This is a genomic window from Candidatus Thermoplasmatota archaeon (genome assembly GCA_038884455.1).
GTDB lineage: Archaea > Thermoplasmatota > E2 > DHVEG-1 > DHVEG-1 > JAWABU01.
Genome location: JAWABU010000002.1, coordinates 1 through 17,134, shown reverse-complemented (window position 1 = coordinate 17,134; position 17,134 = coordinate 1). Strand labels below are relative to the sequence as shown.

The 17,134-nt window shown below is 37.3% G+C and carries 13 protein-coding genes; 5 read left to right on the top strand and 8 right to left on the bottom strand.

Translation table 11 applies throughout. The features are described 5' to 3' along the window. Position 1 precedes the first annotated feature (1 nt). From QXL17_00555 to QXL17_00530, 6 genes are read right to left on the bottom strand one after another with little or no spacing between them, the layout of a single operon-like run. Positions 2–1,126, bottom strand: coding sequence for a Coenzyme F420 hydrogenase/dehydrogenase, beta subunit C-terminal domain (locus QXL17_00555; GenBank protein ID MEM4257631.1), 1,125 nt, complete (start codon positions 1,124–1,126; stop codon positions 2–4). Positions 1,127–1,139: 13 nt separating this feature from the next. Then, positions 1,140–1,586, bottom strand: a complete 447-nt coding sequence (locus QXL17_00550; protein MEM4257630.1) for a hydrogenase iron-sulfur subunit — start codon at positions 1,584–1,586, stop codon at positions 1,140–1,142. Positions 1,587–1,593: 7 nt separating this feature from the next. Then, the gene (locus QXL17_00545; protein ID MEM4257629.1) at positions 1,594–6,102 is read right to left on the bottom strand and encodes an FAD-dependent oxidoreductase; all 4,509 of its coding nucleotides are present in this window, start codon (positions 6,100–6,102) and stop codon (positions 1,594–1,596) included. Between the two features lie 17 nt (positions 6,103–6,119). Next, on the bottom strand, positions 6,120–8,078 hold the full coding sequence (locus QXL17_00540) for a CoB--CoM heterodisulfide reductase iron-sulfur subunit A family protein (protein MEM4257628.1): 1,959 nt from the start codon (positions 8,076–8,078) through the stop codon (positions 6,120–6,122). Then, a complete protein-coding gene (locus tag QXL17_00535; GenBank protein MEM4257627.1) occupies positions 8,078–8,968 on the bottom strand; it encodes a CoB--CoM heterodisulfide reductase iron-sulfur subunit B family protein in 891 nt (296 codons plus the stop codon). Before QXL17_00535 ends, QXL17_00540 begins: the two co-directional genes overlap by 1 nt. Positions 8,969–8,977: 9 nt before the next feature. Continuing rightward, the gene (locus tag QXL17_00530) at positions 8,978–9,505 is read right to left on the bottom strand and encodes a 4Fe-4S dicluster domain-containing protein (GenBank protein ID MEM4257626.1); all 528 of its coding nucleotides are present in this window, start codon (positions 9,503–9,505) and stop codon (positions 8,978–8,980) included. A gap of 269 nt (positions 9,506–9,774) precedes the next feature. Between QXL17_00530 and QXL17_00525 the strand changes: the two genes are divergently transcribed. Then, positions 9,775–10,566 carry a hypothetical protein gene (locus tag QXL17_00525; GenBank protein ID MEM4257625.1) on the top strand — a complete coding sequence of 264 codons (792 nt, stop codon included), beginning with the start codon at positions 9,775–9,777 and terminating at the stop codon, positions 10,564–10,566. A 151-nt stretch (positions 10,567–10,717) separates the two neighbouring features. On the opposite strand, the gene QXL17_00520 is transcribed toward QXL17_00525, so the two are convergent. Next, positions 10,718–11,179, bottom strand: coding sequence for a hypothetical protein (locus QXL17_00520; GenBank protein MEM4257624.1), 462 nt, complete (start codon positions 11,177–11,179; stop codon positions 10,718–10,720). Positions 11,180–11,709: 530 nt separating this feature from the next. On the opposite strand from QXL17_00520, the gene QXL17_00515 reads away from it, so the two are divergent. Continuing rightward, positions 11,710–12,468 carry an ATPase domain-containing protein gene (locus tag QXL17_00515; GenBank protein ID MEM4257623.1) on the top strand — a complete coding sequence of 253 codons (759 nt, stop codon included), beginning with the start codon at positions 11,710–11,712 and terminating at the stop codon, positions 12,466–12,468. A gap of 32 nt (positions 12,469–12,500) precedes the next feature. Beyond that, entirely contained in the window at positions 12,501–13,634 is a 1,134-nt protein-coding gene (locus QXL17_00510) for a hypothetical protein (protein ID MEM4257622.1), read from the top strand. Positions 13,635–13,679: 45 nt separating this feature from the next. Here QXL17_00510 and QXL17_00505 read toward each other — a convergent pair whose 3' ends face one another. Continuing rightward, complete coding sequence (locus tag QXL17_00505; protein MEM4257621.1) at positions 13,680–14,531, bottom strand: UbiA family prenyltransferase; 852 nt, start codon at positions 14,529–14,531, stop codon at positions 13,680–13,682. 175 nt (positions 14,532–14,706) lie between these two features. Here QXL17_00505 and QXL17_00500 point away from each other — a divergent pair, with 175 nt between their 5' ends. Both QXL17_00500 and QXL17_00495 read left to right on the top strand, forming a co-directional pair. Continuing rightward, the gene (locus QXL17_00500) at positions 14,707–15,735 is read left to right on the top strand and encodes an NAD(P)/FAD-dependent oxidoreductase (protein MEM4257620.1); all 1,029 of its coding nucleotides are present in this window, start codon (positions 14,707–14,709) and stop codon (positions 15,733–15,735) included. Between the two features lie 85 nt (positions 15,736–15,820). Next, entirely contained in the window at positions 15,821–16,993 is a 1,173-nt protein-coding gene (locus QXL17_00495; GenBank protein ID MEM4257619.1) for an RsmB/NOP family class I SAM-dependent RNA methyltransferase, read from the top strand. The last annotated feature ends 141 nt before the right edge of the window (positions 16,994–17,134 follow it).

Sequence of the window (17,134 nt, the reverse complement as noted above, 5' to 3'; positions counted from 1 at the left end):
TTTACGCTTCTCCAACATCAGTATATTCATCTTCACGATACACAATCATAGGGATTTTCTCATCTTTATCTTTACCAGGATGATACGTGAATTCTTTTTGTGCATTCACAGCAGCTGGAATAAAAATATCCATCAATGGAATCAGACTTGGACAAGCCTGCTCACAAAGACCGCATTTCACACAGGAGAGAATCATGTGATTCATCCGTCCTACATGAAATAGGAGTACATCACTGGGCATTTTAAACAAACCTTTCTGTTCTGCTTTTCTGATAAACTTATTTCCCTCTGCATCAAAAATCGAGGAATCAAACAAACATTCTTTACAATAACAAATCGGACAAGCCTTCATACAATTATGACAGTTACTACAGGTATCAAAAAATTTAGTGAGTGCTTCAATTCCTTTACTACCTGCTTTCTCGTGTATAAAACTTTGCACTGCTTTTTCTCGTTCTTCACAAATTTTTTTAACAACTTGATCACGATGTTTGATTTTATCTTGTGCATCCTCAAGAGTAACTTCAGAGATAAGTTTTTTTCCAGCATCAGTATGTGCTTGGATCAGGATTTCTTTTTCAAGATGCATGCCATACAAGCCAATACTCATATCAGCGTATCCTGGGATTGGTTCAGTACATACCTTGCACGCTGTTCGAAGCTTACTTTCAGTATCGCTTGTTTTTTTTGTAAGTGTTTCAAGTATCTGTTTGGTTGGATTTTTTTTCTCAGCAAGCACTGCATAGGTTGTAACCGGATAGGTACCAAGACAATCAACACCAATGAGTATGATGTTTTCAAGACGTGCTTGATTCAGTTTTGTAAGTTCGATAAGAGCACGGATCTGACAGGGATGTAGAACAACCGCGATAGGCGTGCTTGGCGCTTGATGTTTCGTTATCTTTGACACCATAGTTGCTGTTGATACAGGAAGAACCGGTGCGAAAACATCAGCTGAAAGTTTTTTCGGATCAGAGATAAGAACTGGAAATACTGTTTTCTTTGAGGGAACCATCTGAGGAACAAGCAATGCACTAATCTTTTTTGATGCAAGCAGTTCTCTTAAGAATTCATTGACTGTTTCAGAAACATCATCGTTTTTTATTTTTAACAAACCATGTTGCATAGTTTTTTTCACCTCAGAGATTCCAATGTTTCGGTATTGGGTTAGGTCCAAGTTTCCGAATGGTTTCAGTCATATCTTTCATAGTTTCTGCAAATTTTTGACCTTCTGATGCTGATATCCAGCGAATCCAAACACGGTCAGGTTCAATGCCTAGTGTTGTTAGAATATTCTTAAGCAGCACCATACGTCGTCTGGCTTTGTAGTTCCCATCAAGATAATGACAGTCACCAGGATGACAGCCGCCCACAAAAACACCATCAGCACCTTCAAGTAATGCTCGGAGAATATACATAGAATCGACAGATCCTGAACACATCACCCGAATAATTCTAATATTCGGGGGATACTGGATACGACTCGTACCTGCAAGATCTGCTCCAGCATAGCTACACCAGTTGCAGAGAAAACCAACGATTTTTGGTTCAAATTCTTTTTTCTTTTCGTTTTTATCTTCACTCATAGATGATCTACTCCAAACATGCATCAATCATAGATACAATCTGTTTTTTAGTAAACGTATTCTGCTGTGAAGTGCCACTTGGACAAATCGTTGCACATGCACCACAGCCTTGACAAAGAATTTCATTCACCACTGCGATTTTTTTCTCCTCATCAAAGCTGATCGCATCATACGGGCAAATCTCAATACATTGCTTGCAACCAACACAATTACGGTTTCGGATGCGAGCAATGTTTCCTTTAGTTTCAAGATATTTTTTTGAAAGAATCGTTGCTGCTCGAGCACCAGCTGCTTGTGCTTGTACTACTGATTCTTCAATAAAGCGAGGTGAATGTGCAAGACCACAGAGAAACATGCCATCTGCTGAGAAATCAACAGGTCTGAGTTTCACATGTGCCTCTGCATAAAATCCATCTTCTGTGAGTGGGACTTTTAACTGTTGGGCAAGCAGTGTGTTTTCCTGAGGGACAACACCCGTGCTGAGGATCAGTTTATCTGGGTGGAGATGTAGTTCCCGACCAAGAAGATGCTCTTTGATGGTAACACTGATTTTTCCCTCTGAAACAGTTACTTTTGGTTCTTCTTTTTCGTTGAAATGAACAAACAATATTCCTTGTTGTCGAGCTTTTCTGTACAATGAGTCTTCACGGAAACCATACGTTCTAATATCGCGGTAGAGTACATAAATCGCAGCAGCAGGGTTTTGTTTTTTTAAGACGAGAGCATTTTTTACTGCTTGTGAACAGCAAATCCTGCTACAGTACGGATGATCATTGTTTCGTGAACCAACACATTGAATCATCACAACTTCCTTGAGATCTTTTAAGTACGGTTTTTTATCGAACAGATCTTTTTCAAATTCAGTTTGCGTGATGATATCCTGCGTTTTTTTATAGCAATACTCTGACGGTTCATAGGGTAATCCACCGGTTGCAACAACAATGATGCCATGGTCAAGCTGCTCACCTGTTTTTTTACCTTTTGTTCGAATACTCGTTTTAAAATTTCCGACGTATCCAGAAACTTTCTCAACAACTGTGTCTGTAAAAACTTTTATTTTATCATGCGTGGTCACCTGCTCTATGGTTTGCTGTAAAAATCGTTGTGGTTCTTCATCATGGATACCAAAGTAAATATTCTTAAGTTGACCGCCGAGGCACGATTCTTTTTCAACTAGAAAAACTTGGTATCCTTGGTCAGCAATTGCAAGTGCAGCGGTCATACCTGCGATACCGCCTCCGATGATGAGTGCTTGAGGAACAACTGGTATCTGAAGATGATGTACAGGGTACAGTTCTTGTGCTTTTGCAACTGCCATTCGAACTGAATCAACAGCTTTTCTTGTCGCTTCCTTTGGATTATTTTTATGTACCCAGCTGTTTTGATCACGGAGATTTGCCATTTCAAATAAATGCGGATTTAAACCTGCTTGCTTGAGCGTATCCTGAAAGAGTGGTTCATGAGTACGTGGCGTACATGAAGCAATAACAATGCGGTTGAGATTATGTTCTTTTATTTTTTCTTTGATGCGCTCTTGAGTGTCCTGAGAACAAGTAAAAATACTGTCCTCAACATACACAACATTGGGACATTTCTGCGTCTCACTGACTACTTTTTTGACATCAATCACGCCACTGATGTTAATCCCACAGTGACAGATAAAAACACCGATACGTACTCCTTCGTTTTTCACATCGAGCTCAGCAGGATAAGTTTTTTCAACAATTTCAGTACCACGAACACAACTGATATCTTTAGCTACACATGCAGCAGCAGCTGAAGCCTGAGTTACACTCTCAGGGATGTCCTTTGGTTCAGTAACCGTCCCAGAAGCATACACTCCTGGTCGTGAGGTTACTGTTTGCATAAATGGTTGTGTTTCAACAAAGCCGTAGGCATTTAGATTTACATCAAGAATTTTTCCAAGATCAGCTATTGCTTTGCACGGCTGCAGTCCGACCGACAAAACCACCATATCGTAGGTTTCTTGTTGCAGATTACCCGCCTCGTCAACATATTGAATAATCAAATTTTTCGTCTCACGATCTTGTTCAACGTGCGGAATTCTGCATCGTCGATATACAACGTGATGCTCTTGCTCAGCGCGGGTAAAGTACTTTTCAAAATCCTTTCCGAAACTCCGCATATCCATGAAATAAATATGCGTGGTGAGAGAGGGTTCATGTTCTTGTGCAATCACTGCTTCTTTGGTTGCATACATACAGCATACTGAGGAGCAGTAGTTCCGGTCACAACTTTCATCTCTACTTCCTACGCATTGCAGCCAGGCGATTTTCTTTGGCGTTTTGCCATCTGAGATTCGCTGAATATGACCTTTGTACGGTCCTGATGCTGAAAGCATCCGTTCAAACTCGATACTTGTTACGACATTTGGGTACACTTGGTATCCAAGGCTATCTCCTTTTTTTGGATGGTATTTCTCAAAACCTGGTGAGATGATCACTGCACCAACAGAGATGGTTTCTGTTGATGGTTTCATAGTATGATCAATGGCATTCCTGCTGCAGTATACAACGCATTGTTTGCAGTCACAGCATCCTGAACAATTCAAACATCGATGTGTTTCTCGGAGTACTTGATCAATCGTTAAACCTTGATCAACTTCTTGGAAATTTTTAATTCGTTCAAGAGGTGAACGCAAGGTTGTCTGTTCTCGGTTAATGGGAATTCGTAATGCAGTTTTTGGAATTGATGCTGATTTTGGTTTTGTTTTTTCACGTCCTGCCCGTACATCCTCATTGTTGAGGTACCGATCAATCGAGATTGCAGCTTCATGACCAGCAGCTATTGCTTCGACAGCTGATGCTGGTCCAAGTACAGCATCACCACCGGCAAACACACCTGGTTGCGACGTCTGCAGGGTAACTGGATCAACCTCAATGAACCCTTTTGAGGTGAGTTTGATATCTTCATTCTCTAAGAGTTTTTGATCGGTTTCCTGTCCAATCGCAAAAATCACATAATCACTGGTAATATCAAAGTTTGACCCTTTGATCTCAACAGGTCTACGTCGACCGCTACTGTCAGGCTCCCCAAGCTCCATGTGCACACATTCAACACAGGTTGTTTTTTCTTTTTTCAAAAACCGAAGTGGTGCGGTAAGAAAAGTAAACGTGATTCCTTCTTCCTGTGCTTGTCTGATTTCTTCTTTATGCGCGGGCATCTCATTGATGGTTCTTCGATACACAACTTCGACATCTGCACCAAGACGTCGAGTAGTTCGTGCTGCATCCATTGCAACATTTCCACCACCAATTACTACGATTTTTTTCCCTTTGAAATAATCAGGTGCGATCATATCGCGGTTGAGTTGTTCAAGATATTCAACACCTTGGAATATGTTGTTTTTCAACTCGGGGGAGCATTCGAAATCAACTGCTTTTCCTTTGTGGGCTCCAATCGCAAGAAAGATTGCTTTGAAACCTTGGTTTTTCAAATCTTTTATCGTAAAATCTCTACCGAGTTTCTGGTTATTTTTAATTTCAATGTTAGCCTCGCTACAGAGCAATTCGATTTCTTTTTTCAAGTAATCTCGGGGAAGACGATAATCAGGAACACCATAGCGAAGCATCCCACCGCTGTATTTTTCTTCTTCAAAAATAACTGGTTTATAACCAAGTTTACCAAGATCATAAGCAGCGGTTAGACCAGCTGGTCCAGCACCAATAATTGCTATTTTCTGATTATTCCCTCGTTTCTTGTTATCTTGTGCTTGTTGTTTTTCAGTAAGGAGTTTTAGATATGTTTGATGTTCCTCAGGGTGTTCATAAATATAATCAGCAACAAATCGTCGTATCTTACAAATTGAGATGGACTCATCGATATCTTTCCGGTTACATTCAGTTTCACAGGGATGATAACAAATACGACCAAGTGAACCAGGCAGCGGTATGCGATCCTTAATGAGTTCGAATGCTTCTGCAAACTTTTTCTGCCCGGCAAGAGCTATAAAACCATGAGCATTCAGCCCAGCAGGACATGCGATTTTACAGGGTGAAACCTCATCGGTTTTCGCAATCGCAAAAACATTTGGAATTGCCTGAGGAAACTGTTGATATATCGCTTTATGACACGAAAGCCCTTCATCAAACTCTGAAAGAATATTGACTGGACAGTGTTCAACACAGTCACCACATCCATTGCATTTCTCAAGATCAACAAATCGTGGATGTTTCGTGATAGTTACCTGGAAATCTCCAACATCACCAGACAAGCTTGTTACTTCTGCATTCGTCATGATTTGTATGTTTTCATGTCTACCGGTGTAGACGAGTTTTGGTGCAAGAATACACATTGCACAATCATTGGTGGGAAAGGTTTTATCAAGCTGCGTCATCGTCCCGCCGATACTCAGCCCTCGTTCAACAAGGTAGACTTTGAAACCAGCATCAGCAAGATCAAGAGCTGATTGTATCCCTGAGATACCACCACCAATAACAAGAACTGAGCCGTGTTTTGCAGAGGAATCAGATGATGTTGTTTTTTTCTTTGCCATACGTATGAAACCTTTTTTTAGATGATTTCATCAACCATGTTGAGGAGTTGTTTTTTTGTAAAATTTTTATGAATCGATGCATGACTTGGACAAGCAACAATACATGCACCACACCCTAAACAGAGTGCTTCGTTGACTTCTGCAATCTTTGATTTTTTGTTAAGTGTTCGCGCTTCATAGGGACAGATATCAACACATAAACCGCAGCCGGTGCAGATGTCTTCATCAACTGCTGCGATGAGCGGATCGATTTCCAGTTCTTTTTGTGAAAGAATCGTTGCAGCTCGTGATGCAGCGCCACTTGCTTGGGACACGGTATCTTGAATGTCTTTTGGTCCCTGGCAGCAGCCTGCAATAAAAATACCATTCACAAATGTATCCATGGGTCGTAGTTTTGGATGCGCTTCAAGGAGAAAACCATCTCCGCTTTGGGTGAGGTTGAGCATTCGTGCAAGTTCCTTTGCGTCGTCACGAGGAACTACTGCTGGGACAAGAACCACAAGATCAGTAGTAATCTCAAAGAGTTTATTGGTCATGGTATCAAAAATGTCAAACTTGAGATAGTTTTTTTCATCTCGTATCTCTGAGGGGCGTCCACGGAACATGTTAATTTTTTGTCCTCTGATTTTCCGGTAGAACTCCTCATAGCCTTTACCATAGGATCTGATATCGGTATAACACAGGTTGATTTCAACATCCTCACCAAGTTTTTCCCGCAGCAGATACACATGTTTGAGTGCACTCATACACCCAATCCGGCAGCACCAACTGCATTGGTTTTCATCACGAGACCCAACACAGAGGATAAAGCTTATACTTTTTGGTTTCTGCTGATCACTTGGCCGAAGTATTTCTCCTTTGGTTGGACCTGAGGAGCTGATGAGTCGTTCCAGTTCAAGAGTTGTAATCACATCAGGTGCATGATCATAACTATACTCATACAGCATGCTTGGATCCATAAGATCATATCCAGTTGCAACAATAATTGCACCAACATTGATGTCGACAGTTTCTTCTTTTTGAGTAAAATCAATAGCACCCTGCGCACAGGCTTTCACACACAGTGGTTCATCACCGCATTTACCCCGAGTGATCATCAAACAATGCTTTGGATCAATCGTGCATTTCAAAGGTACTGCCTGGGGAAACGGCATGTATATTGCACTGCGTTTTCCCAGATGCATATTAAAATCATCACTTACATGACCTTTCATACGGCATGCCTGAGCACAGTCGTTACATCCTGTGCATTTGGTGACATCAACGTACCTTGGTTTTTTCCGGATTTTTACGGTGTAATTCCCGATGCTTCCTTCAAGTGCGGCAACCTCAGAGTAGGTGAATAACTCAATGTTTGCATGATTAGCAACCTCCATCATTTTCGGAGTCAGAATACAGGATGAACAGTCAAGGGTTGGAAATGTTTTATCAAGTTGACTCATATGCCCGCCGATGCTTGGTTCACGTTCCACGAGATACACATGAAAACCATCATTTGCCAGATCAAGAGCAGCTTGGATACCAGCGATCCCAGCTCCAATAACTAATGCTTTTGGTATCACAGGCACTTTTGAGGTTTTTAAAGGTTCCAAAAGTTTTGCTTTTGCAACTGCGCTTCGAACCAATGCTTGTGCTTTTTCTGTTGCTTTTTCTTTATCGGTATGCGCCCAAGAGCATTGTTCACGGATATTTACTATCTCAATTCTATACGGGTTCACACCACCGTCACTAGCAACTTTTCGAAACGTATGCTCATGCATCCTTGGAGAACATGAAGCAATCACCACACCATCAAGTTTATGCTCTTTAATCGTATCTTTAATCAAGGTTGCTCCAACATCAGAACACATATACTTGTACTGTTTTGCAACCACAACACTATCAAGAGTTGCTGCATACTTGGTGAGCTTTTCAACATCAACCGTATGAGCAATGTTGATTCCACAATGACAGATGAACACACCGATTCGCCGCATCAGGTCTCCTTCTTTTTCTCAGCTGGTTTGAGTTTTTCAACAGGACTTAGGTTCAACTGTAAACCAAGTTTCTCAGATGAAATACCCAGTGCAAGACCAATAAGCTGTGTAAGATAGACAACCGGCAGATCCAGTTGTGCTGCAACAGTCTCACCAGCTTTCGTTTGCCGAGCATCCATCATCTTATGACACCAGGGACAGACATCAACCACGCCATCGTAGCCTTGTTGTTGGATAGCAGCAAGTTTCTGCCCGGTTTTCGTGAGTGCTGATTCAGGAAGATTTGCAAGCAACGGTGCACCACAACAATCAAGTTTCTGCGGATAATAATGGACCGGTTGTGCACCGAGTGCTTCTATAATTTTTTCCATTTTTTGCGGGTTTTCTGCATGATCAGGTCGTCCAACCTCACTAGGCCTGATGAGATGACAACCCGGATGCGTCACCAGTTTCAACCCGGTGAGTGGGTGTTTGACTTTTTCTTTTATTCTGTCAAGGCCAATATGATCATAGAACAGCTCAACCGTATGAACAATCTGATGTGATCCATGATAGATGAGACCTTCCTCAGCAAGAACTGTGTTAATGCGTTGTTTCAAGGATTCATCGGTTTTTAGGATACGTTGACATTCAGAAAGAGAAAGATGACACATTGAACAGGGAACAAACAGGTCACGTTTTTCAGATTCAGCAATCGCAAGATTTCGAGCTGCAAGTGATACTGTTAACAGCTGGTTCACACTTTTCATTGGTTCACCACAGCACGAAAAACCATCGATATCAACAAGTTCTATGTCAAAAACTGGTAAGATCTCCCGAAGTGAGAGTTCGTATGCGTATTGTTCCGTTGGCATCAAACAGCCAGGATATAATACATATTTCTTTTTCATAAGCATTCGCTAGAGTTTTTCAACAGCTACTTTGGTTAAACCCATTTGAAATTTCGTAACATCCTTTGGTTTTGACAACGATGGCAACCCAAGGCTTTCACGTTTTATTGATTCATTCTTTTTTGTACGTACCTCTTGAATATCTTGGATAAGACCCATGGTCATAATTGATTGCAGCATCGCGGTGTATTTACCCGGTATTTGTTTACCGCTTGCAACCGCCATGTTTTTTAAGCTGAACAGAATTTGAACAGGAGCAACTTTCTGCGGGCATCGTTCCCAGCATTTATAACACGTCATACACGTCCAGATGACCTCTGAGTTGACCATCTCATCGATCAGACCACGTTTTAACAATGCAACGATTTTATGCGGTTCAAGTTCTAAAAGTTTATGCGCTTCACATCCTGCGGTACATTTTGCACATTGAAAACAATATTCTGAAATCTCGTTTTTGAGTTTCTGCAGCCGTTCGTTGATTTCTTTGCGTTGTTCTGTTTGCGGCCCGGCCATTGATGTGAGATCAACAATACTCATTGAATGCCTCGTCCCGAGATTCCTTTTATCGAGTCTTACTATTAAAAGATTGTGCTGACGATTTATGAAAAAAATCCAAAAGAATAGGGATACTTGAACTCATATGGAGTCTCTGAAGCTTTATTTTTATAATGGTTAAGGTTAATGAAAGTGATTATTGGTATATTCGCCTCTGGAGTGAATTTTTTCTTATTTTTAGAGTTTTGTAAAAAAGTATATATATTATAAAATAATAATATTATATTATTTATAAAAATGGAGGAAAAAATATGAATGGAACCGCTAAGTATTTTTTTAAAAAGACTAGAGGCATAAAATTTTTTAAAAAATATTTTTTTATATCTGGTGTATTTGTTTTGTTGATAGCGACTTTTGTTAATATCCCTCTAAAAGCTAGTGAACAGCCCTTAGCTTATGCATTAGTTTTTGAAACAATACCTGGTGGAGTTACAATTGCTGTCGAAGGTATTGGAACGCAAACAAGTACACCTGGAGAATATGGAGCAGTAACTTTTTATGTAAATGGGGATACATATCATTATACTGCAACAAAACTAGGTCCATATAGGATTGAAGAGGGAATGATACAGGTAACATCAGATACAAAGGTAATTGTGTCAGTATTACCTGGTAAAATCGATATTACATTAGATATGCAAGATTACGTTCCAATATGGCAATCGACAGTAACTGGTACATTAACTGTAAGAAACACACAAGAATTTTCTTATCTTGACTGGTATGTTTATTCATGGCCCGACTTTGGGTACCAGTGGATTTTTGCTCCTGCAAACGGTTTTAGGGTGGAATCAGGAATACCTGATATTTCATCTGTTTCATTTATTGCTCCATTCCCAAGGATACCTGGAATGCAATTTAGTGGTAATGTCGTTGTTGTAAATGCTTATGATCCTGATGATTACGATGTATATGAATATATATTTAAATACTCGAAGGAAATAAAATCTGACTCACAAGAAATAAAAATTCAACAGATTCAAAATTCAGAGATTAATATAAGCCTGGAAAATCGTTTTCAATTATTACAACAAGCGAGTTAAAATTAAAGTATTTTTTTTTTTTGACTTGTGATGGAAATTGATGTTATTTATTATCAGAGATTGCTTTATCCACACCAATTCGTATGAAAAGATATAAAATAAATTATTGTATTAAAAAATTAATGTGAATAACAAAAATCGTATTTAATTTCTATGTTATGTATATTTTATCAAATCTATTTAAAAAATCTGCTTCTATTTGTGAAATTTTTTTCATACAATTATAAATTGTTTCATAGTCAAAATAAGTCAGATTTTGTTTATGTAATTCATAATACCAGTTTAATACTTGTTGTTCAGTTTCTCTGATTTTTGAATAATTTTGTAATGCTAAATCTAAAACAGATTTTGCATATGTTGAGTTTATTTCCTGGTAATGAATGGCTAAGTTGAACTGTGTTATTGAATTGTTATAATAGGTTCGTACAGAATCAATAAATTTTTCCGTATTATTTAATATCTCATCATGGACTTCGTAGTTATCCAATTCATTTGCTCTATGTTCAAGAAATCCTTTATAAAGATAACTAGCTAAAGCAAGATTAATTAAAATAGTAATAAGTAGAATACTCATTATGATACTAATAATTTTTATGTTTCTTTTTATTTTCATAATACTTCTCCTATTTTTCATTGCTTTAATGATTTAAATAAATATTTATCTATTTTATATAATGGAAGGAACATTGTTTACTTAAATATTTCTTTTATTTGATATGTTCCTTTTTTCAAAATCAGTATTTGTTTAGCTCTCAGTAACAGGAGAAGATAATTTCTTACTGTTCCACTTAGAAAAACATCAACAGGAGAAAGAGATTTTAAACAGAACACGTCTTTTTATAAATCGATATTCCTGTTTCTCCTGTAAAATAGGCAGCTAAACAAATACCAAAATCATTATTATCGAGTCTTACTATTAAAAGATTGTGCTGATACGCTGCGAAGAATGAAGCAGATAGTTAAAAATTTTTGAAAAATATGTAGGTTCTTTTTGCTTAGCGATCCATCAGTAGATTTTTAATCTGAACAATGTTTTGATATGTACCATAAATTATACAACGTTGTTTATTACGAAATGTTTTTAACTTGTCTTTTGATTTCTTTTATAAATAAATATTGATGATAATTTTGGAGAGATGAGGAATGTTTGAGATAGAAACAAGCAATGCGAAGAAAGGCTGTGCCGAGCGGGTAAAAACAGGAATATTTGGTTTAGATGAAAAGATAAGTGGAGGTTTACCTCAAGGAAGTATTGTATTAGTTACCGGAACGCCCGGTTCAGGAAAATCATTACTCGCAATGCAATACCTTGTGAACGGTGCTGTTCAATATAATGAAAAAGGATTGTATATTAGTAGCGAACAGCCAAAACAAGAAATTGCAGATCAAGCAGGGCAATTTGGTTGGGATTTGATGCGACTTGAACAGGAAGGAAAAATTAAGATAGTTGCGGTAAATTCTCAAGAATTTTTTGAAATATCAAAAATGAATGAATTAAAACAACTTATTTTAACTGGAGGATACAAACGACTTGTTATTGATAGTACCACATCAATCGCCTTAGCAACCATGAATCCTTCTAATCTAGTCGATTCTTTTAGAAGCGGACTTCATCCAGAATCAATAACAGAAATATACAAAGCAACATTGATATCACTTATTGATACCATAAAACAAACCGGTATAACTGCTCTTTTAATTGCACAAAAAGTTGAAGGACGACCAGGTGACACCATTGATATGACCAGTGAGTTTAGAGCAGATGGATTATGGGTTCTTGATGCACGAATGCTTGGACAAAACGAGAATCGAACACTTCAAATCAAAAAAATGCGGAAAACAAAAATCACTATCCGTCCCTTTCCTATCGAATTCACCGACAAAGGTGTTTCTTTAATATAAAAACTTAATAAGTTTGTTAAAGATACTCTTTCGTGCCAGTTAAGGATAGAATTGTTACGTGGTTTATTCAGCATGTACTTTTACCTCGGATTGAAATAATCGATAAACCCGGATTTGTTATCAATACCTTATCAGATAATAGAAAAACAACTTTTTTAAGAGAATTTTTTTTACCTGAAAAGTTATTTGAAATTATCGAAAAAAATATTATCAAAGAATATGGTGATTTAGGAAAAGAAACCCTATATTCAATCGGAAAAAAATTTGGATATATATATGCAGCGATGTCTGAATTTCCAACAATTAATACTCATAAAAAAAAAGAAATGACTGATTTTGTTTATTATATGGTTAAGTATCTCGAAACATTTTATGCATCGCATGCAGATTATGAAGTAGATATCGATAAAAAAATTTTAACAATCTCTTTTAAAGATTATATTATTTGTAGAAACAATGGTTTAGGATATATTATGGCTGATGGTGGTAGTGTTGGAATTTGGGCTTATTTAATGCAAGATAAGACATTAGAAGCTACACAATTAAAATGTCAGGGTCGAGGAGATACAGAATGTGTAATTATTTGTGCACCAAAAAATAAGATTCGTGATGTAAAAGGGAATTATTTTATTGAAGAGCAACTTGATGAAATGAAATATGAAAATAATTATCTTACTCTGAATGAAGTACGCGAAACAATATACGCAAGAAACTCTATGAAAGATCTAATTGATATAAATTTTTTTGAATATAGTAAAGGTATTGTTTCTTATAAACAAAATAGATTTTTTTCATGTGATTCACATATCTTATATGTATTAGAAAATGAGATTCAACGACTACCCGAAGGCGAAAGAATTTTATTCGATTCTTGTTTTGAATATGGACGTATTCTTCAAAAAATATATGGTTATCCTGACTATGCTAAATTTATTATCGATTTTTTTCCAGCTATAGGATTTGGAGATGTTATGGTTAATGATTCTCAAGGATTCAAGATTACATCGGTTTATTATCCTTGGACGACATTCTCTGAAAAGGCTAAATATACAATTTTCCGAGGCATTTTATCAGGGTTTATTAGTGCCTCTTTAAATATGAATATTTTATTTAAAAATTTTACCATTGATATTGGTGAATATTTGACTTTAACAATCAGTGAATAATTTTATTATTATAATAGATATTAATTTTTTTTGTTATCAGTGTTTTTAGTTAAAAATAATTAAACCTAGTAGTAATATTATTGGCCAAAAAATAAATTCGCCGTCAATGTAAATTTGAGTAAGCAATTGGGTGTTAGTCTTTTCTTTTTTTGCTTTTTCAATATATAAGAGCGTATATACATAAGTAAAAAAAGATATCAAGATAAATGCAATGTTAATAGTGAATAATATAATTACAAATGCAATGAATGTTAGGATATTTATAATGTGTAATATATTTAAAAATTTTTCTTTTCCGAAATAAACTGGAAATGTTTTGAGATTTTGTTTCTGATCAATTTCGATATCCTTGATATCACTAAATCCGGTTCCTATCATAAAACGGAAAAAGAATATGATAAATAACGAAATTACTAAAAAATTTATTTCATTAGAGCAATAAAAATTTATAAAAAGTATAAAAAATGAGGCAAAGGTAATTGCAGTATAAAATGTCTTGAAACCGATAATCTTAGATGTCCATTTTTTAAAAATTTTTGTGAATAATAAGCCTAATACAAATAGTGAAATGGCGAAAGCAAGATTTAAAAAATTACCAAAATAAAGTATTAAAATAGTAAATCCGAAGCCATACAATATTGTTAAAAAAGGAAGAAAACGTATATATTTTTTTAAATATAATGACCGATCTGATTTTGATATGATGTCTATTTCGAGTTCCTTATAATGATTATAGTTAAATAAACATTGAATTTGTAAATAAATAATAAGTAACAATTCCCATCGTATTTGTACTTGTAAAATAATCATAATAGAAAGTACGAGAGCAGATGCACTTATTGAAAACCAATGCCCCCCGTAGATTAATTCATTCCATAGAAAATCGGTTTTAGACATGTACCTAAATACTATCATCTTATAAATATATAAATATTATTGACTTTATATTATATGTTTTATTGAACCTATTTATATCCTAGTATGTTCAAAATTGATACCAAACAAATCTTAGCGATATTTATTAATACATCTCTTACAATCTGAGAAAGTTATTACCATCTGGTGTCGAAAAGTGAAACAACTATCGATCTTAGGCGGAGGAATATCTGGCCTTTCCGCTGCAATAACCCTTGCAAAAGCACACTACGATGTCACGGTATACGAAAAAAAAGAAAGCTATAACCATTGCACACCGCATACCAGCGTTCTAAGAAACTATGCGATCCCAACATCAGATGCACTCCAAGAAATCAAAACCATGGGCCTAGACATCACCGCTGACAACCACATCGACCATGTCATCAAAATATCACCAAACTATTGTTCACACGTTCACGGAGAAAAAATCTATTATTCACTCAGACGCGGAAATGGAAAAACAAGTTTAGAACAACAACTCTATCATATCGCAGAAAAACAAGACGTCCATTTCAACTTTAACTCAACACAAATTAAAAACCCAACAATTATCGCCTGTGGTCATAACCACATACCAAATATCAAAGGATACGGACGAGAATACAAAAATGTCCCAATCAAAAACAACACCGTCTACCTTTTTTACGACAACAACATAGCACCACATGGCTATCTCTGTGTGATACCATCAAAAGAAAACCTCACCACAGTATTATCCGTGGTATTTGGATCAGCCATAACCTTTGATGCCCAAAAAGAAATGTTTACCAAAGCAGTACACGAAAACAAAATTCTCAAAGATTTACTCGAAGATGCAACCCCCCAACCAAAACCGATCATCGGATATAGTTTTTACAAAAAAAACCCACTACAAACCTGTATCAAAAAAAATACTCTTTACATCGGAGATGCCGGTGGCTTTCAAGATGCATCACGAGGCTTTGGTATCAGATATGCACTTCTAACCGGTGTTTTTGCAGCACAATCAATAATCAGCGGAAAATCATATGCAAAAATCCTCAAAGACTACTTCAAACATGAATTCATCGATAATTACACCAGACGAACAGTGTTCAATACATATACAAATACAGACTACGACAAAATGATACACGACATCGGAGAAAAAATATCACGAGATTCCTACATCTCTGCTAAAAGAAACAATATACTCGAAACATAAAATAAATTTTACAACTCAGCTTTCTTTACAAGAATATACCACAAACACTCTTATACCAATCAAAACCATTACCAAACCACCAAGCATGCAACCCAACCAACAACAAATCCCACATCTCATCGATGCACTAAAAAAAAGTTTTTCCACAAACCAAACCGTATCAAAAACCATCAACCATATTTTTAAACAAAACACCGTCTGGACTGAACCTGAAAAAGAAACCTTTGTTGATACCCTCAATGGTATCATCAGATACTGGCGGTTTCTTTGGTATATTCTTGATGAAAAACCAACACTCACCACCAGCAAACTTCTAAACCTCATCACCCTCTATACCACTCTACAAAAACAACAACTCACCCAACCATACCTTAGACGATACCACCAAGCAACACACAATCGAGTTCTCAGAGAATCAATCCCTGACTGGTTCGACACAATCGGTACAACCACGTATGGCTCACGTTGGGAAAACCTTCTTCATGCACTCAACCAACCAGCACCACTCGTACTTCGAACCAACACCCTGAAAACAACCAAAGACACCCTCAGCCAGCTTCTCAAACAAGAAAATATTCATACCACACCACTGGACATTGCACCAGATACACTCATACTTTCCAAAAAAACAAACATCTTCAAAACACCCTCCTTCAAACAAGGATTCTTTGAAATCCAAGACATCGCATCCCAAATGGTATCCATCATTCTAGATCCGCACCCAGGCATGCGCGTCGTTGATGCCTGCGCAGGAGAAGGCGGCAAAACACTCCATCTCGCAGCACTCATGCACAACAAAGGAAAAATCATCGCCCTTGACACCCAAGCATGGAAACTAACAGAACTCAGACGACGAGCCACACGCGCAGGAGCAGACAACATCGAAACCAAAACCATAACCACCACCAAAGACATCAAACGACTCCATAACACTGCAGATAGGCTTCTCCTCGATGTACCCTGCAGTGGTACAGGGACACTGCGAAAAAACCCGATGCTCAAATGGACCATACAACCAGAAGACCTCAGACGACTCATCCAACTCCAACAAACAATCCTTGCCCACTACAGCCCATTGCTCAAAACACAGGGCATCCTTGTCTACTCAGTCTGCAGCATCATACCTGATGAATGCGAACAACAAATCGTTCAATTCCTCAAGAAAAACCCTACCTATGCACTCATCGCAGAACATCGATACTACCCAGACACCCACAACACTGATGGATTTTACATCGCAAAACTCAAAAAAAATTAACTTTCCCCTATTCTTGAACCGAGTTGATGATTTTTTCTCACAAAAAACATCTAAAAAAGGGCTACATCCCGAAATGAATCCATAAATTCAGCATAACGTCTCATTTTGCTGTGAGAATCACGCACAGCAAACAGAAAAAAT

Excerpts from the sequence above, each read along its gene's own strand:
- QXL17_00555 (MEM4257631.1), bottom strand. The coding sequence starts at position 1,126 with ATGCAACATGGTTTGTTAAAAATAAAAAACGATGATGTTTCTGAAACA.
- QXL17_00550 (MEM4257630.1), bottom strand. The coding sequence starts at position 1,586 with ATGAGTGAAGATAAAAACGAAAAGAAAAAAGAATTTGAACCAAAAATC.
- QXL17_00545 (MEM4257629.1), bottom strand. The coding sequence starts at position 6,102 with ATGGCAAAGAAAAAAACAACATCATCTGATTCCTCTGCAAAACACGGC.
- QXL17_00540 (MEM4257628.1), bottom strand. The coding sequence starts at position 8,078 with ATGCGGCGAATCGGTGTGTTCATCTGTCATTGTGGAATCAACATTGCT.
- QXL17_00535 (MEM4257627.1), bottom strand. The coding sequence starts at position 8,968 with ATGAAAAAGAAATATGTATTATATCCTGGCTGTTTGATGCCAACGGAA.
- QXL17_00530 (MEM4257626.1), bottom strand. The coding sequence starts at position 9,505 with ATGAGTATTGTTGATCTCACATCAATGGCCGGGCCGCAAACAGAACAA.
- QXL17_00525 (MEM4257625.1), top strand. The coding sequence starts at position 9,775 with ATGAATGGAACCGCTAAGTATTTTTTTAAAAAGACTAGAGGCATAAAA.
- QXL17_00520 (MEM4257624.1), bottom strand. The coding sequence starts at position 11,179 with ATGAAAATAAAAAGAAACATAAAAATTATTAGTATCATAATGAGTATT.
- QXL17_00515 (MEM4257623.1), top strand. The coding sequence starts at position 11,710 with ATGTTTGAGATAGAAACAAGCAATGCGAAGAAAGGCTGTGCCGAGCGG.
- QXL17_00505 (MEM4257621.1), bottom strand. The coding sequence starts at position 14,531 with ATGTCTAAAACCGATTTTCTATGGAATGAATTAATCTACGGGGGGCAT.
- QXL17_00495 (MEM4257619.1), top strand. The coding sequence starts at position 15,821 with ATGCAACCCAACCAACAACAAATCCCACATCTCATCGATGCACTAAAA.